The sequence below is a fragment of the Streptomyces sp. NPDC029169 genome (assembly GCF_055563935.1).
The window spans coordinates 229,645-255,507 of the sequence record NZ_JBVHXA010000004.1; the positions used below are offsets into that span (position 1 = coordinate 229,645).

Consider the following 25,863-nt stretch of genomic DNA (forward strand, 5'->3'; position numbering starts at 1 on the left):
TCCTCACATGCGTTCGAAGGAGCGGCGCAGCTCCCAGTCGGTCACCGCGGCGTCGTACGCGTCGAGTTCGACGCGGGCCATGTTGCGGTAGTGCGCGACGACCTCGTCGCCGAAGGCGGCCTTGGCGATGGGGCTGGTCTCCCAGAGCTCGGCGGCCTCGCGCAGGGTGGTGGGGACGTGGGCGTAGTCGGCGGTGTAGGCGTTTCCGTCGCAGGCTTCGGGCAGTTCGAGACCCTGCTCGATGCCGTACAGGCCTGCGGCGACCAGGCCCGCGACGGCGAGGTGGGGGTTCACGTCCCCGCCCGGGAGCCGGTTCTCGAAGCGCATCGAGCGGCCGTGGCCGACGACGCGCAGGGAACAGGTGCGGTTGTCGACGCCCCAGGCGACGGCGGTGGGGGCGAAGGAGCCGGGCTGGAACCGCTTGTAGGAGTTGATGTTGGGGGCGTAGAGAAGGGAGAAGTCCCGCAGGGCGGCGAGCTGGCCGGCCAGGAAGTGCCGCATGACCTCCGACATGCCGCCGGGACCGTCCCCGGCCATCACGTTCCTCCCCTCGGCGTCCTGGAGGGAGAGGTGGATGTGGCAGGAGTTGCCCTCGCGCTCGTTGTACTTCGCCATGAAGGTGAGCGAGACGCCCTCCTGCGCGGCGATCTCCTTGGCGCCCGTCTTGTAGACGGCGTGCTGGTCGCAGGTGACGAGGGCCTCGTCGTACTTGAAGGCGATCTCGTGCTGGCCCGGGTTGCACTCGCCCTTGGCGGACTCGACAGTCAGACCGGCGCCCGCCATCTCGTTGCGGATCCGCCGCAGCAGGGGCTCGATGCGGCCGGTGCCGAGGACCGAGTAGTCGATGTTGTACTGGTTGACCGGCGTCAGGCCCCGGTAGTTCGCGTCCCAGGCCTGCTCGTAGGTGTCCTTGAAGACGATGAACTCGAGCTCCGTGCCGACGTGGGCGGTGAAGCCGTGTTCGGCGAGCCGCTCCAGCTGGCGGCGGAGGATCTGGCGGGGCGCGGCGACGACGGGCGAGCCGTCGTTCCAGGCGAGGTCGGCCATGAGCATCGCCGTACCCTCGTTCCAGGGCACGCGTCGCAGTGTGGAGAGGTCGGGGCGCATGGCGAAGTCGCCGTAGCCGCGGTCCCAGGAGGACATCGCGTATCCGTCGACCGTGTTCAGCTCGACGTCGACGGCCAGGAGATAGTTGCAGCCCTCGGTGCCGTGGTCGAGGACGTCATCGAGGAAGAACGGTGCGGCGAACCGCTTGCCCTGGAGCCGTCCCTGCATGTCGGGGAAGGCCAGGACGACGGTGTCGATCTCACCGCTCGCGACGAGGGCGCGGAGCTCCTCGACGGAGAGCGGGGCTTTGCGGTCTGCCACGGGATTACTCCTCCTTGGGTCAGCCGGAAGCCATAAGGTATTGCGGAAGACCATTGCTTGGGAAGGGGAAACGGGAACGTGTCCAGTACGAGTGAATCGCCCGCCTCGCAGGCGGACCGGCTGACGCCCGTGCTGCGGCCGGTCCGGGCGGGCAACGGTTTCGAAGAGGCGCTGGAACAGATCCTCCAGGTGGTACGGCTCGGGCTCGTCCCCGGCGGCGAACGGCTGCCCGCCGAGCGGGAACTGGCCGACCGGATGGGGATCAGCCGGGTCACCCTGCGGGAGGTCCTGAAGGTCCTCCAGGAGCAGGGCCTGGTGGAGAGCCGGCGCGGGCGGTACGGCGGAACGTTCGTGCTGCCGCGTGCGCAGAGGGCCGACGAGGACGAGCTGCGGCGCCGGATCGCCTCCGTCGACATGGAGGACACGCTGCGGTTCCGCGAGGTCCTGGAGGTCGGCGCGGCGGGTCTGTGCGCGGCGCACAGGCTCGACGACGCGGGCGCGGACCGGCTCCGTACCGCCCTCGCGGCCACGCACGACGCGCCGCTGGCGGACTACCGGCGCCAGGACACCCTGCTCCACCTCACGCTGGCCGAGCTCTCCGGCTCCCCGACGCTCACCGCGCAGTACGCCGCCGTACGGGCGACGGTGAACGACCTCCTGGACTGCATCCCCCTGCTCGTACGAAACCTGGAGCACTCCCAGCACCAGCACACGGCCCTGGTCGAAGCCGTCCTCGACGGCGACGCGGACGCGGCGCGCGAGGTGATGCGCGAGCACTGCGGCGGGACGGCGGCGCTACTGCGGGGGTTCCTGACGTGACGGGCCCGGGGCCGAGGCGAACCGAGCCCAAAAAAGGGGCGTAACCCGAAAGTAACGCAGAGGGGTTGCGTTCCGGCCGGGGCGGCGCAAAGGTATGGCACCAATCCATTGGGCCCGACGCGGGAGCTGACGCTGCCATGACGCTCGAAGACACCACCGGAGACAAGACAGCACCCGACGACTACCTCGAACGCCGGGCCCTGCGCCGCGGCAGCGCCGGCTGGCTGCTGCTCACCGGTCTCGGCGTCGCCTATGTCGTCTCCGGCGACTTCTCCGGATGGAACATCGGCCTGTCCAAGGGCGGCTTCGGCGGACTGGCCATCGCGACCGTCCTGATGGGCGCGATGTACGCCTGTCTCGTCTTCGCGCTCGCCGAGCTCTCCGCCATCCTGCCCACCGCGGGCGGCGGTTACGGCTTCGCGCGCCGGGCGCTCGGCACCTGGGGCGGCTTCCTCACCGGTACCGCGATCCTCATCGAGTACATCCTCGCGCCCGCCGCGATCTCCATCTTCATCGGCGACTACGTCGAATCACTCGGCCTCTTCGGCCTGGAGTCCGGCTGGCCCGTCTATCTCGCCTGCTTCGTCGTCTTCATCGGGATCCACCTCTGGGGCGTGGGCGAGGCGCTGCGCTTCAGCCTGATCGTGACGGCGATCGCGGTCGCCGCGCTCGTCATCTTCGCGCTGGGCGCGCTGAGCGACTTCCACGTCGACGGCCTTAACGACATCCCGGTCGACGGCGGGGCGCTCGGCTCGAACTCCTGGCTGCCGTACGGTCTGCTCGGGATCTGGGCGGCGTTCCCCTTCGGCATGTGGTTCTTCCTCGGCGTCGAGGGTGTGCCGCTCGCGGCGGAGGAGGCCAAGGACCCGGTCCGCTCCATGCCGAGGGCGCTCGCGCTGTCGATGGGCATCCTGGTGCTGCTCGCCGTCGTGACCTTCTTCGCCTCGACGGGGGCGCGCGGTTCGGCCGCGATCCAGGAGGCGGGCAACCCGCTGGTCGTGGCGCTGCAGGGCGACGGCGAGCCGACGACGCTCAGCCGCTTCGTCAACTACGCGGGCCTCGCGGGGCTCGTCGCCTCCTTCTTCTCCCTCATCTACGCCGGTTCGCGTCAGCTCTTCGCCCTCTCCCGGGCCGGTTACCTGCCCCGGTTCCTCTCCCTCACGAGCCGCCGCAAGTCCCCGTACCTGGGGCTGCTGATCCCGGGCGCGATCGGTTTCGCGCTGGCGGCAGGAACCGGGGACGGCGCGCGGATGCTGAACATCGCGGTGTTCGGCGCGACCATCTCGTACGCCCTGATGGCGCTCTCGCACATCGTGCTGCGGCGCCGCGAGCCGGATCTGCCACGGCCGTACCGGACGCCGGGCGGCGTCGTGACCTCGTCCGTGGCCTTCGTCCTCGCGCTGTCGGCGCTGGTGGCGACGTTCCTGGTCGACAAGGACGCGGCGTTCATCGCGCTGGGGGTCTATGTGATCGCCCTCGCCTACTTCGCGTTCTACAGTCGGCACCGTCTGGTGGCCAAGGCGCCGGAGGAGGAGTTCGCGGCGCTGGCGGCGGCCGAGGCGGAACTCGAACGCGACTGACGACCACCTCTTCCGAAGGAGTTTCAGGTGTCCAAGCCGCTCATCGGCGTGACGACCTATCTGGACCAGGCCCGTTGGGGTGTGTGGGAGATGCCGGCGGCGCTGCTGCCCGCGCAGTACCCGCGCCTGGTGCAGGCGAGCGGCGGCCTCGCGACGATGCTCCCGCCGGACGACCCGTCCGCCGCCGCGTCGGTGGTGGCGCGGCTCGACGGCCTGGTGATCGCGGGTGGGGCGGATGTCGAGCCGGTACGGTACGGGGCCGAGCCCGACGCCCGTACCGGCCCGCCGGCCCGGGCCAGGGACGCGTGGGAACTGGCCCTGATCGAGGCGGCGCTGGCCTCGGGCACGCCGGTGCTCGGCATCTGCCGGGGCATGCAGCTCCTGAACGTGGCGCTCGGCGGCACGCTGGTCCAGCACCTGGACGGCCACGTGGAGTCGGTCGGCGTGATCGGCCGGCACGCGGTGAAGCCGGTCCCGGGCACGCGGTACGCCACCCTGGTCCCGGAACTGACCTCGGTCCCGACCTACCACCACCAGGCAGTGGACCGCCTCGGGGCGGGCCTGACCCCCTCGGCGTACGCGGAGGACGGCACGATCGAGGCCATCGAACTCCCCGCCCCGACCTGGGCCCTGGGCGTCCAGTGGCACCCGGAGATGGCCGAGGACCTGAGGGTGATGCAAGGCCTGATCGCAGCGTCGGCGGCGAGCTGAGGGCCCCATAGGGGCGCGGGGAACTGCGCGCGCAACCACAACGCACCCGCAGACTCCCTACGACACCGGCCACGCCGGACCTCAGGGGCGCCGGGGGGCGTGCGCGCTCAACGGGCGGGCCCTTAGGGGGCGCGGGGGCGGGCGGGCCCCTAGGGGCGCGGGGAACTGCGCGACCAGCCACAACGCACCCGCAGGCACCCCACCACACCGGCCACACCGCACCTCAGGGGCGCGGGGAACTGCGCGCTCAACCAACAACGCACCCGCAGACACCCCACCGCACCGGCCAACCCGCCCGGCCCCTCACCCCGTCGGCCTGGCCCTCGTCAGGGACAGCAAGTCACGGGCCGGGCCCGTGGGCCGGTGGCCCGTGGGCCAGACCGCCCGGAGGTCGCGGCGGAGGAGGACGCCCTCGACCGGGATCTCGACCAGGCGGCGGGACGCCAGTTCCTCCGCGATGGCGAGCTCGCTCAGGACCGCGGGGCCCGCCCCGCTGACCGCCGCCGCCTTCACGGCCGTCGTGGAGGCGAGTTCCAGGAGCGGCTGCGCGAGGCCGCCGTGCGCGGACAGCGCGGAGTCGAGGACCTGGCGCGTGCCGGAGCCGCGCTCGCGCAGGATCAGCGGGGTCGCGGCCAGCTCGCCCGGGTCCAGCGGCCTGCGGCGGCGGACCCACGCGTGGGACGGCGCGGCGACCACGACGAGCCGGTCCCGGGCGACGACCGCCCCCTCCAGGCCCTCGGGCACCGCGAGCCCCTCCACGAACCCCAGGTCCGCCTCGTCGGCGAGCAGCCGCTCCGCGACCGCCGCCGAGTTCCCCGCCATCAGCGACACCGCCGTGTCCGGCCACCCCCCGCGCAGCGCGATCAGCCACCCCGGCAGCAGGTACTCGGCGATCGTCATCGACGCGGCCACCCGCAGCCGCGAGTCCCGCCGCCCCCGCAGCGCCTGCGCGCCCGCGTCGAACGCCTCCGCCGCCTCGACGATCCGCCGCGCCCAGTCCGTCACAAGGGCACCCGCGTCCGTGAGCCGCGAGCCGCGCGGCGAACGGTCCACCAGGGCCACCCCGAGCTGCCGCTCCATCGAGCGGATCCGGCTGCTCGCCGCGGGCTGGGTGATGCCCACCTCGCGGGCGGCCCGCCCGAGGCTGCCGTGGCGGGCGACGGCCAGAAGGAGTTCGAGCGCGCCGAGGTCGGGGACCCGGTGGGAGAGGTGGGACGTCGTCTCGCTGCTCATAAAGTCAGCTTATGACGTCATAGCGCAAAGATCCCTGGTCGGGGCCGCCGCGCCCCACGAGAGTGGAGCCATGGCAACCCTCGCACCTTCCCGTCCGGCCCCCCTCGCCACCACCCCCGGCGAGCGGGCGGCCGCGGTCCGTCACCTCGGCCCCAACTGGTACGCCACGGTGATGGGCACCGCCATCGTCGCCAACGCGGGAGCGACCCTCCCCGTCGACGCCCCCGGTCTGCGCACCGCCTGCACCGCCATCTGGGCGCTCTCCCTCGCGATGCTCCTCACCCTCCTCACGGCCCGCGCCCTGCACTGGATCCACCACCGCGACCGCGCCCGCGAGCACCTCCTCGACCCTGCCGTCGCCCCGTTCTACGGCTGTCTGTCGATGGCGCTGCTCGCGGTCGGCGGCGGCACGATGATCGTCGGCCAGGACTGGATCGGCCTCCCCGCCGCCCTCGCGGTCGACACCGTCCTGTTCACCGCCGGCACGGTGATCGGCCTGGCCGCCGCCGTGACGATCCCGTACCTGATGGTGGTGCACCACAAGATCGAGGGCGCCTCCCCGGTGTGGCTGCTGCCCGTCGTCGCCCCGATGGTCTCCGCCGCCCTCGGTCCGCTGCTCCTGCCCCACCTGCCCGCCGGGCAGCCCCAGCAGACGCTGCTGATCGCCTGCTACGCCATGTTCGGCATCAGCCTGCTCGCCACCCTCGTGATGCTGCCGCTGGTCTTCGGGCGACTCGTCACCGGCGGCCCGCTGCCCCTCGCGCTCACCCCGACGCTCTTCCTGGTCCTCGGCCCGCTGGGCCAGTCGACGACCGCCGCGAACAAGTTCGCCGACGCCGCCCCGGGCCTGCTGCCCGCCACGTACGCGCACGGGTTCGCCGCCTTCGCCGTGCTCTACGGCGTGCCCGTCATGGGCTTCGCCCTGCTGTGGCTGGCGCTCGCCGGGGCGCTGGTGCTGCGCGCCCGGCGGCAGGGCATGGGCTTCGCGATGACCTGGTGGGCCTTCACCTTCCCCGTCGGCACCTGTGTGACCGGCGCGGAGGGGCTCGCCCACCACACCGGCCTCGCCGCCTTCCGCTGGCTCGCGATCGCGCTGTACGTGTTCCTCGTCGCGGCCTGGCTGGTGGCCGGATCCCACACCGTGCGCGGGCTGTTCAGCGGCGCGCTGCTCGCAGGGCCCGGGCGAGGACCCGTGGCGCCTCGGCCAGTGACGGCCCGTACCACGTGAGATGACGCCCGCTGACGAGTGCGGCGGCGGTCCCGGGGAACGCCTCGGGGCCGTCGTCGCGTGTGAAGCGGTACGGCTCGTCGGGCAGGACCACCAGGTCCGCCCCGGCCGCCCGGAGCTCGTCGAGCGGGACGCGCGGGTAGCGCTCGGCATGGGCGGCGTACAGGTGCCGGACGCCGAGCCGGGCCAGCAGGTCGCCCGCGAACGTGTCGCGGCCGAGGACCATCCAGGGCCGGCGCCAGATGGGCACGACGGCGGTCAGCAGCGGGCCCGGCGTCCCGACGGCGGCCCACGCCTCCTCCGCCTCGTCCAGCCAGCGCGGCCGGTCCAGGACGCCACAGGCCCGCAGGACCCGGTCCAGCTCGCGGAACGCCTGGTCGAGCGTGCGCACCTCGGTGACCAGGACCTCGATCCCGGCGGCGCGCAGGGCGGCCAGGTCGGGGGCCCGGTTCTCCTCCTCGTTGGCGATCACGAGGTCAGGGCGGAGCGCGGTGATCGCCGGGACGTCGGGGTTCTTGGTCCCCCCGATCCGTACGACGTCGAGGTCCGCCGGGTGCTCGCACCAGTCGGTGGCGCCGACGAGCAGACCGGGAGCGGTGACGGCGACGGCCTCGGTCAGCGAGGGGACGAGCGACACAACGCGGGCCCGTGGCGTCAAGGCCCCGAGCCTCGCGTCTCCCGGCGCCGAGTCCGCCGGCCTCATCTGTCGTCGGCCTCGATGTGCTCGGCGACGGCGACGACCAGGAGGCGGGTTCCGGGCTCGGTGGCGCGCCACCGGTGCCGTACGCCTCCGGAGAGGTAGAGCGTGTCGCCCCGTTCCAGCCGGTACGCCCGCCCCTCGGCTTCGACCTCGGCGGCGCCGTCGGCGACGAAGAGCAACTCGTCGTTGCGGTGCTGGAATTCACGGCCCGCGTCCCGCTCGCCGCTGAACTCGAGCGCGTGCAGCTGGTGCCGGCCACGGACCAGGGGACGTACGCCCGCCGGCATGCCGTGCAGCTGCTCGGCGGCGCGCACGACGTCGACCGTACGGGCGGACTCCGCCGCGGCGAGCAGCTCGGCGGCCGTGGTCTCCAGGGCTCCGGCGACGAGCTGGAGGGACCGCGTGCTGGGGCGGGCCCGCTCGTTCTCGATCTGGCTGAGGAAGGGCACGGACAGGCCGCTGCGCGAGGCGACGACGGCCAGGGTGAGCTTGAGCGCTCTGCGGCGCCTCTTGACGGCCACGCCCACGCGCAGTGATTCCTTCTCGTCCATGTCGACTCCCTCCCGTGCCTCGTGCCTGCGTACTGGTCGGTTACCTGAACCTTACGCAGCTTTGGCGCGGGGTTTCGCGTCGTGGCGAAAAGGGGTGGCCGCCGAACACGCTCGGCGACCACCCCTTTTCGGACAGGAGTCGATTTTCCCTGTTCGGCCTGCTCGGCCCTACTGCGGAGCCAGCTTCTCGGCGAGGCCGGGGTTCTTCTCCAGCCAGCCGCGGACCGCCTCCTGCTCCTTGCCCTTGCCGGTCGCCTGGATGGCGGCTTCGAGGTCCGTGAGCTGCTTCTCGGTCAGCTCGAAGTTCTTCAGCCAGGCGCCGACCTCGGGGTTGTCGGCGGCGAAACCCTTACGCGCGAGGGTGTGGACGCCGTCGCCCTTGCCCCAGGTGCCCTTGGGGTCCTTCAGTTTCTTCAGGTCGTACGTCGAGTAGGCCCAGTGCGGCGACCAGAGCGTGACGACGACCGGCTCCTTCTTGTCGTACGCGCGCTTCAGCTCGGCGAGCATGCCGGGCGTGGAGCCGTCGACGACCTGGTACTCACCCGCCAGGCCGTACTCGTTCAGGACCTTGTCCTTGAGGATGCCCATCATTCCGGCGCTCGGCTCGATGCCGATGATCCGGCCCTTGAACTGGCCGCTCTTGCCCTTGAGGTCCTCCAGCGAGTCGATGCCCTTCATGTACGAGGGCACGGACAGCTCCAGGGAGGTGGGGCCGTACCAGGAGCCGAGGTCCTCCAGCTTGTTCCGGTACTTCTCCCAGTACTGGGCGTGGGTGACCGGGAGCCAGGAGTCGGTCTGGAAGTCGATCTGGCCGCCCGCGAGGCCGGTGTAGAGCGCGCCGGCCTCCAGCTGCTTGGCGTCGACCTCGTAACCGCGCCGTTCGAGCAGTTCCTTCCAGAGGAAGGTGGAGGCGATGCCCTCGTCCCAGGGGATGTAGCCCATGGTGATCTTCTTGCCGTGGCCGATGTCCTTGCCGCCGGCGGTCGTGGACGCCTTGCCGCCGCCGAGGAAGCCCATGCCGCCCGCGACGAGCGCGAGGACGACCACGCCGACGAGCGCGGTGACGGGCTGCGGGCGGTGGTTCCAGAGCTTCGCCCCGGCGCGCGCCGCGCTCGCGGCCCGTGCCTTGGCGAGCGCCCGGCGGCCGAGCGGCGAGACCTGGCGGCCCAGCGCGCCGGTCATCCGGTCCAGGTACATGGCGAGGATGACGATGGAGATGCCGGCCTCGAAGCCGAGGCCGATGTCGACGTTGCCGATGGCGCGGTAGACCGCGCCGCCGAGCCCGCCGCCGCCGACCATGCCGGCGATGACGACCATGGACAGGCCCAGCATGATGACCTGGTTGATGCCCGCCATGATCGTGGGCAGGGCGAGCGGCAGCTGGACGCGAAGGAGCGTGGCGCGCGGGGTCGTACCGAACGCCTCGGCCGCCTCGACGAGTTCGCCGTCGACCTGGCGGATGCCGAGCTCGGTCATCCGGACGCCGGGCGGCAGGGCGAAGACGATGGTGGCGATGATGCCGGGGACCACGCCGACGCCGAAGAAGATGATGCCGGGGATCAGGTAGACCATGGCGGGCATGGTCTGCATGAAGTCCAGGACGGGGCGCAGCACGGCGCTGACGGTCGTGGAGCGGGCCGCCCAGATGCCGAGCGGGACCGCGATGACGAGGGTCACGAGGGTGGCGACGAGCACCAGCGAGAGGGTCGACATGGCGTCGTCCCACAGGTCCACGGAGTCCACGAGCGCGAAGCCCGCGAAGGCGAGCGCACCGGCGGACAGGCCGCGCAGCCACCAGGCGACGACGGCGAGGATGCCGGCGAAGAGCAGGGGCTGGGGCGCGGAGAGGACCGCGTCGATCCCGTCGTAGAGACCGGTGACGACGGCGGTGATGGCGTCGAAGAACCAGGAGAGCTGGGCCTGGAGCCAGTCGACGGAGCTGTCGACCCACTGGCCGAGAGGGAGCCTAGGCATGAGCGGCCGCCTCCTTCATACCGGTGGTACAGGCAAGGGGCGGGCGCTGCTCGTCCCCGAGGAAGCCGATCAGCCGGGACTGCGGTACGACGCCGAGGACGGTGCCGCCGGTGTCCTTGACGGCCACCGGGTGCGGGACGCGGGCGCTGACCGCGCACAGGTCGGCGACCAGGGTGTCGGGGCCGACGGTCTCGCAGCCGCAGGCGTCCGCGTTCTCCTCGGCGTCCGTCATCACGGCGGCGGCCGTGAGGACGCGGGAGCGGTCGACGTCCTGGATGAAGGAGGCCACGTAGTCGTTGGCGGGGCGGATCAGGATGTCCTCGGCGGTGCCGAGCTGGACGATCCGGCCGTCGCGCATGACCGCGATACGGTCGCCGAGGCGCATGGCCTCGTTGAGGTCGTGGGTGATGAAGACGATCGTCTTCTTGAGCCGCTTCTGCAGTTCGAGGAGCTGGTCCTGCATGTCGCGGCGGATCAGCGGGTCGAGGGCGCTGAAGGACTCGTCCATGAGGAGCAGGTCGGCATCGGTGGCGAGCGCGCGGGCCAGGCCCACACGCTGCTGCATGCCGCCGGAGAGCTCGTCGGGCCAGGACTCCTCCCAGCCGGCGAGGCCGCACAGCTCCAGGGCCTCGGCGGCCCGGGTCTCGCGCTCGGCGCGCGGGACGCCCTGGACCTCCAGGCCGTACGCGGCGTTCTCGAGGACGCTGCGGTGCGGGAAGAGGGCGAAGTGCTGGAAGACCATGCTGATCTTCGTGGACCGCACGGTGCGCAGATCGCGGGGGCTGAGCGCGGTGAGGTCCTTGCCGTCGAACAGCACGCGGCCGGCGGTGGGCTCGAGGAGGCCGTTGAGCATGCGCAGGAGGGTGGACTTGCCGGATCCGGACAGACCCATCACGACGAAGATCTGGCCGGGCTCGACGGCGAAGGACGCGTCGATCACGGCCGCGGTCGTGCCGTCGGCGCGGAGCTCGTCGCGGTCCGCGCCGTTGGCGAGTTTCTTGACGGCTTCGTCGGGTCGTCTGCCGAACACCTTGTACAGGTGGTCGGCCTGGAGCCTGGACACATATACCTCACGCGTTGAAACGAAAACGGCCGGCCACCCCCGCGCAGTCGGGCCGTGGAGCGGGGCGGTTTCGGCCCGCGACTCCCGTGACGTACGGCGATTCGTTGTGCCGAATCGCCCTACCGGGTCCGCTCCGGGCCCGCGCCTGCCCTGGGCTTCGCGGGGCAAACGCGAAGGTGACAGGCGTCACTGCGGGGAGGTGTCGCTCCCGACGGGCGTCACTGCGGGGAGGGTGTCAGTGGGGTGCGGCATGATCGGGGTGTGACGCGACGCCTGATGCTCCTCGACACCGCCTCTCTGTACTTCCGCGCGTACTTCGGTGTGCCGGACTCGGTCCGGGCCCCGGACGGCACGCCGGTCAACGCCGTGCGCGGTCTGCTCGACTTCATCGCCCGGCTCGTCCAGGACCACCACCCCGACGAGCTGGTGGCCTGTATGGACGCCGACTGGCGCCCGCAGTGGCGGGTGGACCTGATCCCCTCGTACAAGGCGCATCGCGTCGCCGTGGAGACGGAGACGGGTCCGGACGTGGAGGAGGTCCCGGACACGCTCGCCCCGCAGGTGCCGGTGATCGAGGACGTCCTGGACGCCCTCGGCATCGCCCGGGTCGGGGTCGCGGGCTACGAGGCGGACGACGTGATCGGGACGCTGGCCGGGCAGGCGAAGGGCCCGGTGGACATCGTCACGGGCGACCGGGACCTCTTCCAGCTGGTGGACGACGAGCGCGCGGTGCGGGTGCTGTACCCGCGCAAGGGCGTCGGCGACTGCGACCTGGTCGACGGCGAGCTGATCCGTACGAAGTACAGGGTGCGGCCGGACCAGTACGCCGACTTCGCGGCGCTGCGCGGCGACGCCAGCGACGGGCTGCCCGGGGTGAAGGGCATCGGCGAGAAGACGGCCGCGCAGCTGATCACGGAGTACGGCGATCTGGCGGGCGTGCGCGCGGCCGCCGTGGACCGTACGTCGAAGCTGACCCCGGCCAAGCGGCGCGGGATCGTGGAGGCGGCGGAGTATCTCGACGTGGCGCCCACGGTCGTCCGGGTCGCCGGGGACGTACCGCTGCCGGACTTCGATCCGACGCTGCCTCGCGCGCCGAAGGACCCGGAGGCGCTGGCGGGGCTGGTGGCGCGCTGGGGCCTCGGCGGGGCGGTCGGCAGGCTGCTGCCGGTGCTGGAGCGCTGAGGGTTCTGGGCCGGGACTCGCCAGGGATGCTAGCTTAGGCAAACCTAAGTTCGTAGAGTCAGGGGAGACCGTCGTGGCAGCAGAGCAGCCGGCGCGCAAGGCACCGAAGGCCCACGAGGCGCGGGTGGTGCGCACGGAGCGGATCACGCCGCACATGGTGCGGGTGGTGCTGGGCGGGGACGGCCTCGACGCGTTCGAACTGGGCGAGTACGCCGACCACTACGTGAAGCTGCTGTTCGCGCCGGAGGGCGTGAGCTATCCGGAGCCGTTCGACATGGAGCGGATCCGCGCGAAGTTCCCGCGCGAGCAGTGGCCGACGACGCGGACGTACACGGTACGGAGCTGGGACCCGGTCCACCGCGAGCTGACCGTCGACTTCGTGGTCCACGGCGACGAGGGCCTGGCCGGGCCGTGGGCGGCGCGGGCGCGGGCGGGCGACGTGATGCGCTTCCTGGGGCCGGGCGGCGGTTACGCGCCGGACACGACGGCGGACTGGCACCTGCTGGTGGGCGACGAGAGCGCGCTGCCGGCGATCGCGGTGGCCCTGGAGCGGCTGCCGGAGGGCTCGACGGTGCACGCGTTCCTGGAGGTCGCGGACGCATCGGAGGAGCAGAAGTTCGCGACGGCGGCGGGCATCGAGGTGACCTGGCTCCACCGGGGCGACCGCCCGACGGGCGAGGCCCTCCTGGAGGCGGTCCGCACCCTGGACTTCCCGGCGGGCGACGTCCACGCCTTCGTCCACGGCGAGGCAGGCTTCGTGAAGGAGCTCCGCCGCCACCTGCGCCTGGAGCGCGCGGTACCGCGCGAGCGCCTGTCGATCTCGGGCTACTGGCGCCTGGGCAAGACGGACGAGGCCTGGCGCGCGATCAAGCGCGAATGGAACGACCAGGTAGAACGCGAACAGGAAAACTGACCCCCCGGGGGCCTGCGGCCCCATGCCCCCACCCGCTCCCTGACCGGCGCAACCACCGGCCCCTGACCCGTTGTGCCGGTCTCGCAGGGAGACCCCACCCTCTCCCCCACCGTTGTGGGCAACTGTTCCGCAGGGCTGGGGGTCCCCCCGGACGGAGTCTGGGGGAGGGTGGGCACAACCCACGGGGGCGGCGCCCGCTCAAGGGCCGTTCAGCGCATGGGCCGGCGGCCCGCACCCGCAAGGGTCGGGCGCCTCTCGGGGCCCGGGGCCACCCCGAGGCTCCCGCTCCCGCACGGGCCCACGGGGGCGGCGCCCGTTCAAGGGCCGTTCAGCGCATGGGGCAGGCCCCGAAGCTGCCGCCCCGCCAGGGGCCGCGCACCCCGGGGGCTTGGGCCCCCAACGGCACCGCGCCCGCAGGGCGCAAGGTCACTCCCCCGTACCGAACACCCGCTCCGACGCGTCCACGTGCGCCAGCCTCCGCAGCGCCCCGAACACCGCGTCCCCCAGCACCGTCCCCACCACCACGCTCTCCACCAGTTCCTCCCGCTCCGCGTTCCGCGCCACGTACTCCAGGTCCGCGCGGGCCACCTGCTCCGCCGCCTCCGCGTACACGTCGAGCACCTCCACGAACGCCCCGTGCCCCACGCCTTCCAGCGCGGCGAGGGCGATGGCGACCGCCTCCGCAGCCGGGTTGTCCTGGTGCGCGCGCCAGCCGCGTCGTGCGATGAGCTCCGCCACCGCCTCCCGGGCCGCGACGATCCCCTCCCCATGCTCCTCGGTGTAGCGCGGACCCACCCGCGTCGCCGCGGCGCCGAGCATCTTATGGACCGGCCGGTCGGTGTCCTCGACCGCGTCGATCACCTCGCGGATCCCCGCGACCGACAGTCCTCCGACATCCAGCAGCGCCCGGATCAGGCGCAGGCGCCGCTCGTGCGTCTCGTCGTACGAGGCCTGGTTGGGGCTCGTCAACTCCCCGGCCGGCAGCAGCCCTTCCCGTACGTAGTACTTGATCGTCGGCACCGACACTCCGGTCCTGCGACTCAACTCTCCGATGCGCACCCTGCGTTCACCTTCCCGATCCCGCTCCGGTCTTGCCGAGCGACCCTCCCATCATAGATAGTGGCGCTATCAGATAGCGGCAAGTGCCACTATCCATGCGTCACGGGGGTTACCCATGTCCTCATCGTTCCCACGGGTCAGCGAGCTCCACCGACCTCTCGTCTGGTTCTCCGCGTCCATGGCGTTACTCGCCCTGGTCTCGGTCGGCGGCCTGATATTCGACGACCGGATCCTGGTCGGCGTACCGATCTGGACGAAGCCGTTCAAGTTCGCGGTCTCGTTCGTCGCGTACTGCATGACGCTCGCCTGGATGCTCACCCTGCTGCCCCGCGGGCGGCGGGTCGGCTGGTGGGCAGGCACAGTGTTCGCCGTGGCGAGTGCCGGCGAGATGGCGCTGATCACCATGCAGGTGATCCGCGGCACCCAGAGCCACTTCAACAACCAGACGGACTTCGACGCCGCCGTCTTCAAGGCCATGGGCGCGACCATCGTCGTCCTCTGGCTCGCCGCACTGGTCATCGCGATCCTGCTGCTGCGCGCCCGGATCCTGGACCGTGCCACCGCGTGGGCCGTACGGCTGGGCTCCCTGATCGCGCTCGTCGGCGCGGCTGTGGGCTTCCTGATGGTCCAGCCGACCCCGGAGCAGCTCGCGGCCGGGGACGACGCGCCCATCATCGGCGCGCACAGCGTCGGCGTCCCGGACGGCGGCCCGTCGATGCCCGTGACCGGCTGGTCCACGACCGGCGGGGATCTGCGCATCGCCCACTTCTTCGGCATGCACGCGCTCCAGGTGATCCCGCTCCTGCTGCTCCTCCTCGTCACGCTCGCCCCGAGGTACGCCCGGCTGCGCGACGAGCGGGTACGGCTGCGGCTGACGCTCGTGGTCGCGGGGACGTACGCGGCGGTGTTCGCCCTCGTCACCTGGCAGGCGCTCCGCGGTCAGGCGCTGCTTGACCCCGACGGCATCACGCTCACGACGGTCGGCGCGATCGCGTTCCTCGCCGCGGCCACGACACTGGCGGCCCTGCGCACCCCGCCGCCCCGCACCGAACCCACTCCCACCACCACGGAGTTCACCGCATGACCGGCTTCCTGTTCGAACTCAGCTTCTACCTGGCCGCGCCCGTCTGGCTGCTGATGATCTTCGCCCCCGGATGGCGGGGCACGGAGCGCCTCGCGGCCTCACCGCTGACCGTCGTACCGATCCTCGCGGTGTACGTAGCCCTGGCACTGCCGGTCCTCCCCGAACTGTGGACGGCGGTCAGCAGCCCCGACATCGACACGTTCCGAGACCTCACGGCCCTGGCGAACGGCGCGGGTGCGGTCTGGGCGCAGGTCATCGCCTGGGATCTCCTGCTCGGCCAGTGGATGTACCGAGAGGCCCGCAAGCTGGGCCTCTCGCCCCTGCTGATGGGCCCCTTGCTGATCCTGACGATCCTCCTGTCCCCCTTCGGCCTGCTCGTCTTCCTGCTCCTGCGCGCGACTGTGCGGCAGGAGCGGTCGGGCTGATCGTCGGCGCCGTGGAGACGCGATGCGCTACGCGCACTCCGCAGGGCGTTGCTGGAGCGCCGCCGAACAAACTCGTGAGGGCCGGCAGTGGCCTTCTGCCATGCTGCCTGCCATGTCCGCACGAAATCGAAGACTGGCCCGGCATCGTGCCTGGCCACTGACCACCACCGACATCAACGAGTGTCTCGGCCCCTACATGACCCGCGTCACGGACCTGCGGTTCCTCACCGGACATGACAGCGGGACCATCGTCCTGGGAGCGGCATGGGTTGCTCCGAGCCCCCACAACTACGGCCGCGGCATCCACCCGGACACGGTCGGCTTCCGCATAGACGTCCATCCAGTCGATGCCACTGAACGTGCTGCCACCCGCGCTGTTCTACGAGCACATGCGCTCCCACGACTCCACGAATGGATCACGCAGGCGATCGCTGCCGGCGAGACCTGGCAGCTGGCTCCCCACCAGCGCTACTGGCGGCTCACCGACGGCCACCTCACCCACCACGACGAAGCGTGAACCGAGTCCGGACGAGACGCACACCCTCACAACAGCGAAGTCACAAGCGCGGGTTCACAACGAACCCAAGAGTGAGTGCCCCGCACCGACCGGCGGGGTGTCTTGAATGCCGACACCCGGGACTAGGCTGGCCCGATGCGAACGATCGACCGGGCCATCGGTGCCGTCCTAGGCTCCGCCGTCGGGGACGCGCTGGGCGCGCCCTTCGAGTTCGGGCTGCCTGGGGTGTACCGGGAACGGTTCCCCGCCGGGCGGGGTGAGATGTGTGGCGGCGGGGGCTGGGATCCGGGCGAGGCCACCGACGACACGCAGATGGCCGTCCTCGTCGGGGAGTCGCTCCTCGACCGGGGCGCCCTGGACCTGCCGGACATCTTCCGGCGCTTCCAGGCCTGGGCGGCGGCCGACCCCAAGGACATCGGGCTCCAGACCGAGGACGTCCTCATGAGCGGCGACCCCTGGGACACGGCGGCCGCCCTCCACTTCCAGGTCAACGGGCGTGCGGCGGGCAACGGTTCGCTGATGCGGGCCTCGACGTCGGCGGTGTACTTCGCCGCCGCCGGACGCGACGCCACCATGGCCGCCGCCCGACGCATCGCCGCGCTCACCCACGGCGACGCTGCCGCCTGGGAGGGCACGGCGGTGCTCCACGAACTCGTCCGCGTCGCACTCCTCGGCCAGGACCCACTCACCGCCCTGCCCGCCACCCTCGCCGCCGTCGCCCCGGCGCACCGGGACCGGTGGGCGACCGTCCTCGCGCCCGAGTGGCATCCCGACGACGCGACGGAGTTCAACGGGGCGGTCTGGCCTTGCCTGGGCTCGGCGGTCTGGGCCCTGCGCACGACGGACACCTTCGAGGCCGCGCTGTCGGCGGCGATCGACCTCGGCGGCGACACGGATACCGTAGCGGCGGTCACCGGCCTACTCGCGGGCGCGGTCCACGGCCCCGCCGCGATCCCGTCCCGCTGGACGGACCCCCTCCACGTCCCGCTCCCCGGCTTCGGGGACCGCGTCCTGCGCACTGACGACCTCCGCGCCCTCGCGACGGCCCTGACCTCCGGCGGGGACGCCAGGCCCACGGCCTGAACGGCACCCGTCCGGGCGCGGGCGCCGAGGGTCGTCGCCGTAAGGCCGCCGCCCGCCCAAGGGCCCCTCACGGCCCAGGCAGCAGCCGGGTCTCGCCCCCTGGAAGCTTGCTCCACCAGTGGTCGTAGCGGCGGTAGACCCGGGGCTCGCGGTCGGCGAGGAAGGCCGTCAGCGCGTGGGCCTCGGCGGCGAGGCCCTCCCAGGCCTCGTCGGGGAGGGCGTGGAAGGCGGTCGCCTCGATACCTCCGTCGGCCGGACGCCACACACCCGCGACGTACCCGTCGACCAGGAGGGTCGGCAGGACGTCTCCGTTCCTGCGGATGACGAGCGTGCGGTAGTCGGGCGGGATGACCCGGCTGCGGTCTGCGTAGGCCAGCAGGGTGCTGTCCCACATGGCCATCAGCCGTGGCGGGGCAGGGGTGTTCTCCTCCGGGCGTGGCGCGCCCGGTACGTCGAACAGCTCCTCGCCGTCCGGACCCTCACCCCGTTCGAGCTCGTCCGCCAGAGTCAGCAGGGCCTTTCTGACCCTGGCCCGCTGGACCAGCGCGAACTGCGCCATGTCCGCCACGGACGCGGGCCCGAACCCGTCGAGGTAGCGCAGGAGCAGCGTCCGCAGGGCGACGTCGGACACCTCCGGCTCCGGCCGCGGCGCCGGCGGGTCGGAAGGTGCGACGTACGAGGGCCGTTCCCCGAACGACCACGGTGGCGTGGTGGGCGCGTGCACCAGCGGCGTGTAGTGCCGCAGCCCCCACCACGCCCCGGACTTCGGCGTGGTCCCCACCCGTTCCTGGAGCCAGGCCTCGTACTCGGCGCCGGTCCGGGGCCGGTCGGCGAACGCCAGCAGCTCCGGGACGAGGAGATCGGCGTCCTCCGCGGTGAGGCCCGACGCCGTGAAGCGGTCGCCGAGCCTGCCCGACCTCAACAGCGGATGCACGGCCTCCCGGAAGGTCCGGAAGTCGTCGGCGTGCACGGCATGCAGGGTGATCCGCATGAGTGTCGACTTGACGACCGTCCCGTCGGAGAAGGCACTGTCAAGCTCGGACGGGTCGAATCCGGCTGTGCGGTTCCACAGCGCGAGGTACGGCGACGCCGGCTGCTGGGCCTGCAGCGCGACCACCCGCCGTACCGCCTCGGCGGCACCGACGCTCTCTCGTCGGAGCAGCAACTGCCGGGCGAGAGTGGACCGGTTGAGCCCCCGCGCACTGATCTTCATACCGGAATCATCCCGCACCTCACGCCCGGCGCGTCCGCACCGTGGCCAGGATCTCCCGGTCCGGCCGCAGGGTCAGGTCGACTTCGGTGAGGAGTTCACCGATGGTGTCGGGAACCGTCTCCAAGCCATAGACCCGCCGAAGGGGCCCGTGGCATCAACCACAGGCCCCCACAGGCGACTTCAGGAGGAGCAGGAGCGCGTCAGCCCACCGAGCTGTACGCCACGACACCCCTCAGCAGCGACTCCACCGCCTTGCGCGCGTTCTTCGCGACCGTGCTGTTCTCCTTCGGTGCGGCGGCCGCGATCTGCCCGAGGACGTCGATGACCTGCTTGCACCAGCGCACGAAGTCGCCGGCGGGCATCTCCGCCTCCCGCAGCACCTCGTCGAGCCCCTTGTCGGAGGCCCACTGGTAGGCGGCCCAGGCGAAGCCGAGGTCGGGTTCGCGCTGTCCGACGCCCTCCGCCTGGCTGATTTTGAACTCTTCCTCCAGGGCGTCAAGACGCCCCCAGATCCGCACCATCTCGCCGAGCGCGGCCTTGGCGTTCCCGGTGGGAAGCTTCGGCGGCACGGCGTCGTCGGACTGCCGCGCCTCGAACACCAACGCCGACACGCACGCCGCCAGTTCGGGCGGGGTCAGGCCCTCCCAGACGCCGTCGCGCAGGCACTCACTGGCCAGCAGGTCGAGTTCGCCGTAGAGCCGGGCGAGCCGCTTGCCGTTGTCGGTGACGTCGTCGCCGCGCAGATAGTCGAGCTCGGTGAGGAGCGCGACGATCCGGTCGAAGGTGCGGGCGATGGTGTTCGTCCGGCCCTCGATGCGCCGCTCCAGCTGCCGGGTGTCACGCTGCAGCCGGTGGTAGCGCTCGGCCCAGCGCGCGTGGTCCTCCCGCTCGTCACAGCCGTGACAGGGGTGCGCGCGCAGCGCCGTACGGAGCCGGTTGATCTCGCGGTCGTCGGCGGCGGCCGCGCGCTCCCTGCGGTGCCGCTCCGGGTTCAGGTGTGCGGCCTTGGTGCGCAGGGCGGAGGCGAGGTCCCGACGGGACTGCGGGGAGCGCGGGTTGAAGGACTTGGGGATCCTCATGCGCTCCATGGCCTCGACCGGGATCGGGAAGTCGATCGAGGCCAGCCGCTTGACCTGCCGTTCGGCGGTGAGCACGAGCGGGCGCGGCCCGTCGTGCTGCTCGAAGCCGCGGTGGCCGTTGGTCCGCCCGGCCGGGATGCCCGGGTCGAGGACGAGGGCGAGTCCGGCGAACTTGCCCGTGGGCACGTGGATGACGTCGCCCGTCTTGAGCTTCTCCAGCGAGGCGGCGGCCGCGGCGCGGCGCTGTGCGGCGCCCTGCTTGGCCAGTTCGGTCTCGCGGTCCTTGAGGTCGCGGCGCAGCCGCGCATACTCCTCGAAGTCTCCGAGGTGGCAGGTCATGCCCTCCCGGTATCCGGCGAGGCCCTCTTCGTTCCTCTGGACCTGGCGGGAGATGCCGACGACGGACCGGTCCGCCTGGAACTGCGCGAACGAGGTCTCGAGGAGCTCGCGCGAGCGGTGGCGGCCGAACTGATCGACCAGGTTGACCGCCATGTTGTACGACGGCTTGAAGCTGGAGCGCAGCGGGTACGTGCGCGTGCCCGCCAGTCCGGCGAGGTGGCCGGGGTCCAGGCCGCGCTGCCAGAGGACGACGGCATGTCCCTCGACGTCGATGCCGCGCCGTCCGGCGCGGCCGGTGAGCTGGGTGTACTCACCGGGGGTGATGTCGGCGTGCTGTTCGCCGTTCCACTTGACCAGCTTCTCCAGGATCACGGAACGGGCGGGCATGTTGATGCCCAGCGCGAGGGTCTCGGTCGCGAAGACCGCCTTGACGAGGCCGCGGACGAACAGCTCCTCCACGACCTCCTTGAACGTGGGAAGCATGCCGGCGTGGTGTGCGGCGATGCCGCGCTCGAGGGCTTCCAGCCACTCGTAGTACCCGAGGACGTGGAGGTCTTCGGAGGGGATGGCGGCGGTGCGCTCCTCGACGATCTCGCGGACGCGCTGCCGGGCCTCGTCGTTGTTGAGCCGCAGCCCGGCGTAGAGGCACTGCTGGACGGCCGCCTCGCAGCCGGCCCGGCTGAAGATGAAGGTGATGGCGGGCAGGAGCCCTTCGGCGTCGAGGCGGTCGATGACCTCGGGCCTTCCGGGCGTCCAGATGCGGGAGCGCTGACGGCGCTCGCGCTCCCTGTCGGCCTCGCGGATCATCTTGCCGCGGCGCCGCTCGCGCGGGTTGTACGTACGGGAGTTCTCGGTGCGTGCCAGGCGCAGCAGGTCGGGGTTGACCTCGCGGCGGGACGCGCCGCGGCCGCCGTGGTCGGTCTCCTCCTCGAAGAGGTCGTACATCCGCCGGCCGGCGAGGACGTGCTGCCAGAGCGGCACGGGGCGGCTCTCGGAGACGATGACCTCGGTGTCGCCACGGACGGTGTCCAGCCAGTCGCCGAACTCCTCCGCGTTGGAGACCGTCGCGGAGAGTGAGACCAGCGTGACCGATTCGGGGAGGTGGATGATCACTTCCTCCCAGACGGCGCCGCGGAAGCGGTCCGAGAGGTAGTGCACCTCGTCCATGACCACGTAGCCGAGGCCGCTGAGGGCCTGGGACCCCGCGTACAGCATGTTGCGGAGGACCTCGGTGGTCATGACGATGATCGGGGCGTCCCCATTGATGCTGTTGTCGCCGGTGAGCAGCCCGACCTTGCCGGGTCCGTACCGCTTCACGAGGTCGGCGTACTTCTGGTTCGACAGCGCCTTGATGGGCGTCGTGTAGAAGCACTTGCGCCCTTGGAGCAGGCCGAGGTGGACGGCGAACTCGCCGACGATGGTCTTGCCCGAGCCCGTGGGCGCGGCGACGAGCACGCCTTTGCCCGCTTCGAGGGCCTGGCAGGCCTCGATCTGGAAGGGGTCCAGACCGAACTCGTACATCTCGCGGAAGGGGGCCAGCGCAGTGGCCTGCTCGGCGTTGCGGGCCCGGGCAGCTGCGTACGCTTCGGCTGGTGTGAGGTCCTCTGTCATCTTGCTGTCGAGCCTACCCGCCACCTCTGACAGTGACGCGATCTTTAACGAGGGACGGATTTCCTACGGGGCCGGGGGCGCCAGGACCCGCAGCGCGCCGGGTATGGACTCGGCGGTCAGCGGCAGCGGTCCGAGGGGCTCGCCGTCGGCGTAGCCGGTGATCCCGGGAGCGTCGAGGGTGAGGGAGCGGGCGCGGTGGACGGTGACCGCCGGGTGGTCGAGGTGGGTGCCGCGGTAGACCCGCGGGAAGACCTTGATCAGCGTCGTACGGCTGCAGGCGCCGACGACGGTGACGTCGAAGAGGCCGTCGTCCATGCGTGCTCCGGCGCAGATCCGCATGCCGCCGCCGTACGAGGTGCCGTTGCCCACGGCCACGAGCGTGGCCTCGACCTGCCGCTCGGTGCCGTCGTCGAGGGTGAGGCGATACGTCACGGGCCGGAACGCGGCGAGCTCGGCGATCATGGCGAGGTCGTACCTGAAACGGCCCACGGGCAGCCGCATGCGGTTGCCGCGGTCGTTGACCCGCGAGTCGAAGCCGGAGGCGAGGACGGTCCCGAACCAGCGGTCGCCGACCCTGCCGAGGTCGATGTCGCGTCCACCGCCGCTCTTGAGGAGCTCCGCGGCCAGCCGGCCGGCGGCCGCCGGTTCGCGGACCGGCAGACCGAGGGAGCGGGCGAAGTCGTTTCCGGTGCCGACGGCCACCACCCCAAGAGGGGTACGGATGCCGGCCAGGGCCTGGAGGGCGAGGGAGACCATGCCGTCGCCGCCGACGGCGACCAGAGCGCCCGTTCCGCCCGCGACGGCCTCACGGGCGCGCCGCAGCGCGTCGCCGGCGTCGGCGCCGAGGACGGTACGGACGGAGAATCCGGCGTCCCTGAGCGCGCGAGCGGCCGGCTGCGCGGCGTGCGCGCCCCGGCCGCGTCCCGCGGTGGGATTGACGAAGAGGGTGATCTCGCTGGTCATGGGTGTCCCCCCGGACGGAGTCTGGGGGGGAGGACCCTACAAGATCAGGTGATGTCGTCGTAACTGCCGGGCCGGAGCGCTCTGCCGCCGTCGGCCTCGCCGCCGGACTGCTCGGGCAGCGCGCGGGTGGCGCTCACGGGTTCGACGGATCCGACGGCCTCGGGGGTGAGGTCGAGGCTGGAGGCCTCGTCGTCGCCGAGCTCGGCATCGGGGTTGTTGCGGGCCCGGCGCCGGTCGTTGAGGAGCGAGAAGCCGACGGCCCCGAAGTACAGGACGGTGATCGGCCCGGCGAGGGCGATCATGCCGACGGGGTCGGTGGTCGGGGTGATGACGGCGCCGAAGACGAAGACGCCCATGATCACGCCGCGCCACCAGCCGGCCATCCTGCGGCCGGTGAGGACACCGGTGAGGTTCAGCATCACGAGGACGAGCGGCAGCTCGAAGGCGATCCCGAAGACGAGCACCATGCGCAGGGTGAAGTCGAGGACGTCACCGAGGGACAGGATGTTCGCCGATCCGCCGGGCGTGAGGCTGATCAGGACCTTCACGCTGATGGGGAGGATGAGGTACGCGAGGTAGGCACCGGCGGTGAACAGCGGGACCGCGGCGCCGACGAAGGCGTAGGTGTACTTCTTCTCGTTCCTGTGCAGGCCGGGCGCGATGAAGGCCCAGAGCTGGTACAGCCAGATCGGGCTCGCGACGACGAGGCCGGTCACGAGGCTGACCTGGATCGTCGTGCTGAACGGCGCGATCAGCGTGTTGAAGGAGACGATCGCGCAGTTTCCGCCGTCGCTTGTGACGCCGGGCCCGCACTTGGGCACCGACTTCGTCAGGAACTGCATCAGCTCCTCGCTGTACACGAGGGCCACGACGGTGACCGCGGCGATGGCAAGGAGGCCCTTCGCCATGCGGTTGCGAAGCTCACGCAGGTGCTCCACGAGGGGCATCCGGCCCTCGGGGTCCTTCTCCTGCTTGCGGGCAGACTTGAGCAACCCACGTCCTCATCTCGTGCGGCAGCCGCCGCTCCGTGCGGCGGCCGCGGCGGACCGGGTCAGCGCTTGGTGGTGTCCGAGGGCTCGGTGACGGGACGCGAGCTGGTCACGTCGCCGGGCGCGGCCTGGATCGTCCGCGGGGCGGCCTGGTCCGGGGTGCCGGGGGTCGGCGGGTCGGCGGGGGCGCTCTGCTGGTCGTCCGACTTCATCGCCTTGGCCTCGCTCTTGAGGATGCGGGCCGACTTGCCCAGCGAACGGGCCATGTCCGGGAGCTTCTTGGCGCCGAACAGCAGGATGATGACGACGAGGATCAGAATGATCTCGGTGGGGCCGAGCCTACCCATAGCTGTTTACCTTCTTCACCGAGGCGACATGGAGTGCTTGTCCGGCGGGTCGGACAAGCGTCCGGCCACCGTGCTGTCTGCGATCGTAACCCGCAGGAGTAAACGTGGGGCAATGCCTGTGCATACTCGCGATTGCAGCCCGCGCACCCCTCTCGGGCCGCCCTGAGCAGCGTACGGCACGGTCTCAGCGCAGCGCTTCGCCGGTCCTGGCCAGGTCGGAGGCGGCCCGTTCGAGGTCGCCGGCGGCGCGGTTGATGCGCTCGGTGGTATGGGCGACTTGGCGGCCGAGCCGCTGGGCCTCCAGGAAGACCTTGATGCCGAGGATGCCGAGGACGGCGATGCCGAGGAATCCGAGAGCGATGGCGAGCATGGGCCAGAACATGAGCCGAGCCTAGAGGTTGTCCGGATGAGGAGGGTGTCGGACGGGGCGTCAGACGGTGGAGTGCAGGCGCAGCGTGCGGACGCCGCCCCCGGTGAGGAGTTCGACGATCCGCTCCCCGGCGGGCTTGCGGACGGAACTGCCGCACTCGGGGCAGGTGAAGGAGTAGAACGTCGTACGGCGGCTGGCGCCGATGGCGAGGCGCAGGGCTCCCGCGGAGAGCTCGAAGCGGGCACGGCAGTCGGGGCAGGCGGCCTTGAAGAGGACCGGTGCGATCGATGCCGTCATTCCGTGCATCACGGACATTTCCCTCATCCCTCTCGTTCCCGCGCTCTGGTTCCGTGCTCTGGGTCGGTGCTCTGGTCCGGCGCTCTGCTTCCCGCGCTGTGATTCCCGTGATCTCAGGCGAACATGGGGCCGTCCACCGGCCCCATGTGCAACTGCGTCGACTCGGCGGGGAATGTCACATTCCCCTTGCCTGAGGAGACTCAGGCCTACCCCTCGTAGGCGGCGAGCGCCGCGGTCGCCGCCTCCCTCGCGCTGTCGGCGAGGTCCTGCGGGGAGACGATCCGCCCGTCGCTGCCGAGCCGCAGCGCGAGGCGTCGCAACGAGGCGGGGGCGGGCGTCCGCAGCGTGATGCGCAGCCCGCCGTCGGGCAGCTCGTCGGCCCGGTCGTGCGGGTAGTACTCCGCGACCCAGCGGCCACCGGGGCCCACCTCGACGACGACCTCGGGGTCGTCGGCGGACGGCTGGACGAGCCCCTCCGACAGATCCCGCAGCTCGATCTCGGGCGGAGCGGACTGCTCGTCCAGGATCCGGATCTCCGCGACCCGGTCGAGACGGAAGGTGCGGCGCGCCTCGGAGAGCCTGCACCACGCCTCCATGTAGGTGTGGCCGACGGCGAACAGCCGGATCGGATCGACCTCGCGCTCGGTCAGCTCGTCACGAGCGGGCGAGTAGTACCGCACCCACAGGCGCCTGCGCTCCGAGATCGCCCGGTCCACCTCGGCGAAGACACCGCCCTCGGACTCGAAGGTGACCGAGAGCCTTGCGCTCGCCCCGGCGACCTCACCGGCCGCGGTCTCCAGCTTGGCGGTGGCCCGCAGCAGGGCCTCCCGGTCGCTCTCGCGCAGCCCGGGCAGCGTCGCCACGGCCCGCGCGGCGACCAGCAGCGCCGTCGCCTCGTCGGCGGCCAGCCGCAGCGGCTCGGCCACGTCATCGGGGTTGTGCCACCAGATCCGGTCGCCGTCGGTGTCGATGTCGAGCAGGTCGCCGCCGCGGAAGCTCGTGCCGCACATCGGCAGCACGTCGAGGTCCGAGATCAGCTCGTCCTCGGTGATCCCGAAGGCACGGGCCACGTCGGCGACATGCGCGCCAGGGCGTTCCCGCAGGTAGGTGACGAGGGAGAGCATCCGCCTCGTCTGGTCGATCGCGTTCGCAGCCATGCTGTATG

The 25,863-nt window shown here is 71.6% G+C and carries 25 protein-coding genes; 10 read left to right on the forward strand and 15 right to left on the reverse strand.

Features of this window, described 5'->3' with window-relative positions; all coding sequences use genetic code 11:
* Nucleotides 1-3: 3 nt before the first annotated feature.
* Entirely contained in the window at nucleotides 4-1,368 is a 1,365-nt protein-coding gene (locus ACZ4VI_RS10310) for a glutamine synthetase family protein (RefSeq protein ID WP_467998465.1), read from the reverse strand.
* Nucleotides 1,369-1,446: 78 nt separating this feature from the next.
* On the opposite strand from ACZ4VI_RS10310, the gene ACZ4VI_RS10315 reads away from it, so the two are divergent.
* The 3 genes from ACZ4VI_RS10315 to ACZ4VI_RS10325 all read left to right on the forward strand — a co-directional run bounded on the left by ACZ4VI_RS10315 (nucleotide 1,447) and on the right by ACZ4VI_RS10325 (nucleotide 4,478).
* Nucleotides 1,447-2,187, forward strand: coding sequence for a FadR/GntR family transcriptional regulator (locus ACZ4VI_RS10315; RefSeq protein WP_467998467.1), 741 nt, complete (start codon nucleotides 1,447-1,449; stop codon nucleotides 2,185-2,187).
* A 137-nt stretch (nucleotides 2,188-2,324) separates the two neighbouring features.
* Nucleotides 2,325-3,767, forward strand: a complete 1,443-nt coding sequence (gene eat, locus ACZ4VI_RS10320; RefSeq protein WP_467998468.1) for an ethanolamine permease — start codon at nucleotides 2,325-2,327, stop codon at nucleotides 3,765-3,767.
* Between the two features lie 27 nt (nucleotides 3,768-3,794).
* A complete protein-coding gene (locus ACZ4VI_RS10325; protein WP_467998470.1) occupies nucleotides 3,795-4,478 on the forward strand; it encodes a gamma-glutamyl-gamma-aminobutyrate hydrolase family protein in 684 nt (227 codons plus the stop codon).
* 303 nt (nucleotides 4,479-4,781) lie between these two features.
* Here ACZ4VI_RS10325 and ACZ4VI_RS10330 read toward each other — a convergent pair whose 3' ends face one another.
* Nucleotides 4,782-5,711, reverse strand: coding sequence for a LysR family transcriptional regulator (locus tag ACZ4VI_RS10330; RefSeq protein ID WP_467998472.1), 930 nt, complete (start codon nucleotides 5,709-5,711; stop codon nucleotides 4,782-4,784).
* 70 nt (nucleotides 5,712-5,781) lie between these two features.
* On the opposite strand from ACZ4VI_RS10330, the gene ACZ4VI_RS10335 reads away from it, so the two are divergent.
* Nucleotides 5,782-6,939: a TDT family transporter gene (locus ACZ4VI_RS10335; protein ID WP_467998474.1), complete on the forward strand. Its 1,158-nt coding sequence runs from the start codon at nucleotides 5,782-5,784 to the stop codon at nucleotides 6,937-6,939.
* Here ACZ4VI_RS10335 and ACZ4VI_RS10340 read toward each other — a convergent pair.
* From ACZ4VI_RS10340 to ACZ4VI_RS10355, 4 genes are all read right to left on the reverse strand, one after another.
* The gene (locus tag ACZ4VI_RS10340; RefSeq protein WP_467998476.1) at nucleotides 6,866-7,597 is read right to left on the reverse strand and encodes a helical backbone metal receptor; all 732 of its coding nucleotides are present in this window, start codon (nucleotides 7,595-7,597) and stop codon (nucleotides 6,866-6,868) included. The genes ACZ4VI_RS10335 and ACZ4VI_RS10340 overlap by 74 nt on opposite strands.
* 41 nt (nucleotides 7,598-7,638) lie before the next feature.
* Nucleotides 7,639-8,190, reverse strand: coding sequence for a helix-turn-helix domain-containing protein (locus ACZ4VI_RS10345; RefSeq protein ID WP_467998478.1), 552 nt, complete (start codon nucleotides 8,188-8,190; stop codon nucleotides 7,639-7,641).
* A 168-nt stretch (nucleotides 8,191-8,358) separates the two neighbouring features.
* Complete coding sequence (locus ACZ4VI_RS10350) at nucleotides 8,359-10,164, reverse strand: ABC transporter permease/substrate binding protein (RefSeq protein ID WP_467998480.1); 1,806 nt, start codon at nucleotides 10,162-10,164, stop codon at nucleotides 8,359-8,361.
* Nucleotides 10,157-11,227, reverse strand: coding sequence for a quaternary amine ABC transporter ATP-binding protein (locus ACZ4VI_RS10355; protein ID WP_467998482.1), 1,071 nt, complete (start codon nucleotides 11,225-11,227; stop codon nucleotides 10,157-10,159). The genes ACZ4VI_RS10350 and ACZ4VI_RS10355 overlap by 8 nt, the downstream gene beginning before the upstream one ends.
* Before the next feature lie 276 nt (nucleotides 11,228-11,503).
* Here ACZ4VI_RS10355 and ACZ4VI_RS10360 point away from each other — a divergent pair, with 276 nt between their 5' ends.
* Entirely contained in the window at nucleotides 11,504-12,409 is a 906-nt protein-coding gene (locus tag ACZ4VI_RS10360; RefSeq protein ID WP_467998825.1) for a 5'-3' exonuclease, read from the forward strand.
* A gap of 73 nt (nucleotides 12,410-12,482) precedes the next feature.
* The gene (locus ACZ4VI_RS10365) at nucleotides 12,483-13,322 is read left to right on the forward strand and encodes a siderophore-interacting protein (RefSeq protein ID WP_467998484.1); all 840 of its coding nucleotides are present in this window, start codon (nucleotides 12,483-12,485) and stop codon (nucleotides 13,320-13,322) included.
* Between the two features lie 426 nt (nucleotides 13,323-13,748).
* On the opposite strand, the gene ACZ4VI_RS10370 is transcribed toward ACZ4VI_RS10365, so the two are convergent.
* Entirely contained in the window at nucleotides 13,749-14,381 is a 633-nt protein-coding gene (locus ACZ4VI_RS10370) for a MerR family transcriptional regulator (protein WP_467998486.1), read from the reverse strand.
* A 178-nt stretch (nucleotides 14,382-14,559) separates the two neighbouring features.
* On the opposite strand from ACZ4VI_RS10370, the gene ACZ4VI_RS10375 reads away from it, so the two are divergent.
* The 4 genes from ACZ4VI_RS10375 (at nucleotide 14,560) to ACZ4VI_RS10390 (ending at nucleotide 17,490) form a co-directional block, all read left to right on the forward strand.
* A complete protein-coding gene (locus tag ACZ4VI_RS10375) occupies nucleotides 14,560-15,465 on the forward strand; it encodes a hypothetical protein (protein ID WP_467998827.1) in 906 nt (301 codons plus the stop codon).
* Nucleotides 15,462-15,890 carry an ABA4-like family protein gene (locus tag ACZ4VI_RS10380; protein ID WP_467998488.1) on the forward strand — a complete coding sequence of 143 codons (429 nt, stop codon included), beginning with the start codon at nucleotides 15,462-15,464 and terminating at the stop codon, nucleotides 15,888-15,890. The genes ACZ4VI_RS10375 and ACZ4VI_RS10380 overlap by 4 nt, the downstream gene beginning before the upstream one ends.
* A gap of 112 nt (nucleotides 15,891-16,002) precedes the next feature.
* Nucleotides 16,003-16,407: a hypothetical protein gene (locus ACZ4VI_RS10385; RefSeq protein ID WP_467998490.1), complete on the forward strand. Its 405-nt coding sequence runs from the start codon at nucleotides 16,003-16,005 to the stop codon at nucleotides 16,405-16,407.
* 135 nt (nucleotides 16,408-16,542) lie between these two features.
* The gene (locus ACZ4VI_RS10390; protein ID WP_467998492.1) at nucleotides 16,543-17,490 is read left to right on the forward strand and encodes an ADP-ribosylglycohydrolase family protein; all 948 of its coding nucleotides are present in this window, start codon (nucleotides 16,543-16,545) and stop codon (nucleotides 17,488-17,490) included.
* Between the two features lie 67 nt (nucleotides 17,491-17,557).
* Here the strand turns inward: ACZ4VI_RS10390 and ACZ4VI_RS10395 are convergent, their stop codons facing one another.
* The 8 genes from ACZ4VI_RS10395 to ACZ4VI_RS10430 form a co-directional block, all read right to left on the reverse strand.
* The gene (locus ACZ4VI_RS10395; protein ID WP_467998494.1) at nucleotides 17,558-18,703 is read right to left on the reverse strand and encodes a winged helix DNA-binding domain-containing protein; all 1,146 of its coding nucleotides are present in this window, start codon (nucleotides 18,701-18,703) and stop codon (nucleotides 17,558-17,560) included.
* A gap of 200 nt (nucleotides 18,704-18,903) precedes the next feature.
* Nucleotides 18,904-21,732 carry a DEAD/DEAH box helicase gene (locus tag ACZ4VI_RS10400; RefSeq protein ID WP_467998496.1) on the reverse strand — a complete coding sequence of 943 codons (2,829 nt, stop codon included), beginning with the start codon at nucleotides 21,730-21,732 and terminating at the stop codon, nucleotides 18,904-18,906.
* A 63-nt stretch (nucleotides 21,733-21,795) separates the two neighbouring features.
* Entirely contained in the window at nucleotides 21,796-22,695 is a 900-nt protein-coding gene (locus ACZ4VI_RS10405) for a diacylglycerol kinase (RefSeq protein WP_467998498.1), read from the reverse strand.
* 44 nt (nucleotides 22,696-22,739) lie between these two features.
* On the reverse strand, nucleotides 22,740-23,642 hold the full coding sequence (gene tatC, locus ACZ4VI_RS10410; RefSeq protein WP_467998829.1) for a twin-arginine translocase subunit TatC: 903 nt from the start codon (nucleotides 23,640-23,642) through the stop codon (nucleotides 22,740-22,742).
* 104 nt (nucleotides 23,643-23,746) lie between these two features.
* Entirely contained in the window at nucleotides 23,747-24,031 is a 285-nt protein-coding gene (gene tatA / locus ACZ4VI_RS10415; RefSeq protein ID WP_137990383.1) for a Sec-independent protein translocase subunit TatA, read from the reverse strand.
* Nucleotides 24,032-24,215: 184 nt separating this feature from the next.
* The gene (locus ACZ4VI_RS10420) at nucleotides 24,216-24,413 is read right to left on the reverse strand and encodes a hypothetical protein (protein WP_467998500.1); all 198 of its coding nucleotides are present in this window, start codon (nucleotides 24,411-24,413) and stop codon (nucleotides 24,216-24,218) included.
* A 48-nt stretch (nucleotides 24,414-24,461) separates the two neighbouring features.
* Nucleotides 24,462-24,725, reverse strand: coding sequence for a CpXC domain-containing protein (locus ACZ4VI_RS10425; protein ID WP_385155088.1), 264 nt, complete (start codon nucleotides 24,723-24,725; stop codon nucleotides 24,462-24,464).
* A 179-nt stretch (nucleotides 24,726-24,904) separates the two neighbouring features.
* A complete protein-coding gene (locus ACZ4VI_RS10430) occupies nucleotides 24,905-25,855 on the reverse strand; it encodes a helix-turn-helix transcriptional regulator (RefSeq protein WP_467998503.1) in 951 nt (316 codons plus the stop codon).
* Between the last annotated feature and the right edge of the window lie 8 nt (nucleotides 25,856-25,863).

Bases quoted from the DNA above. Each gene is read 5' to 3' on its own strand.
- ACZ4VI_RS10345 (WP_467998478.1), bottom strand. From the start codon at position 8,190: ATGGACGAGAAGGAATCACTGCGCGTGGGCGTGGCCGTCAAGAGGCGC.
- ACZ4VI_RS10430 (WP_467998503.1), bottom strand. From the start codon at position 25,855: ATGGCTGCGAACGCGATCGACCAGACGAGGCGGATGCTCTCCCTCGTC.
- ACZ4VI_RS10330 (WP_467998472.1), bottom strand. From the start codon at position 5,711: ATGAGCAGCGAGACGACGTCCCACCTCTCCCACCGGGTCCCCGACCTC.
- ACZ4VI_RS10425 (WP_385155088.1), bottom strand. From the start codon at position 24,725: ATGAGGGAAATGTCCGTGATGCACGGAATGACGGCATCGATCGCACCG.
- tatA (WP_137990383.1), bottom strand. From the start codon at position 24,031: ATGGGTAGGCTCGGCCCCACCGAGATCATTCTGATCCTCGTCGTCATC.
- ACZ4VI_RS10380 (WP_467998488.1), top strand. From the start codon at position 15,462: ATGACCGGCTTCCTGTTCGAACTCAGCTTCTACCTGGCCGCGCCCGTC.
- ACZ4VI_RS10395 (WP_467998494.1), bottom strand. From the start codon at position 18,703: ATGAAGATCAGTGCGCGGGGGCTCAACCGGTCCACTCTCGCCCGGCAG.
- ACZ4VI_RS10385 (WP_467998490.1), top strand. From the start codon at position 16,003: ATGTCCGCACGAAATCGAAGACTGGCCCGGCATCGTGCCTGGCCACTG.
- ACZ4VI_RS10420 (WP_467998500.1), bottom strand. From the start codon at position 24,413: ATGTTCTGGCCCATGCTCGCCATCGCTCTCGGATTCCTCGGCATCGCC.
- tatC (WP_467998829.1), bottom strand. From the start codon at position 23,642: ATGCCCCTCGTGGAGCACCTGCGTGAGCTTCGCAACCGCATGGCGAAG.
- ACZ4VI_RS10375 (WP_467998827.1), top strand. From the start codon at position 14,560: ATGGCGTTACTCGCCCTGGTCTCGGTCGGCGGCCTGATATTCGACGAC.
- ACZ4VI_RS10360 (WP_467998825.1), top strand. From the start codon at position 11,504: ATGCTCCTCGACACCGCCTCTCTGTACTTCCGCGCGTACTTCGGTGTG.
- ACZ4VI_RS10350 (WP_467998480.1), bottom strand. From the start codon at position 10,164: ATGCCTAGGCTCCCTCTCGGCCAGTGGGTCGACAGCTCCGTCGACTGG.
- eat (WP_467998468.1), top strand. From the start codon at position 2,325: ATGACGCTCGAAGACACCACCGGAGACAAGACAGCACCCGACGACTAC.
- ACZ4VI_RS10405 (WP_467998498.1), bottom strand. From the start codon at position 22,695: ATGACCAGCGAGATCACCCTCTTCGTCAATCCCACCGCGGGACGCGGC.
- ACZ4VI_RS10390 (WP_467998492.1), top strand. From the start codon at position 16,543: ATGCGAACGATCGACCGGGCCATCGGTGCCGTCCTAGGCTCCGCCGTC.
- ACZ4VI_RS10335 (WP_467998474.1), top strand. From the start codon at position 5,782: ATGGCAACCCTCGCACCTTCCCGTCCGGCCCCCCTCGCCACCACCCCC.
- ACZ4VI_RS10400 (WP_467998496.1), bottom strand. From the start codon at position 21,732: ATGACAGAGGACCTCACACCAGCCGAAGCGTACGCAGCTGCCCGGGCC.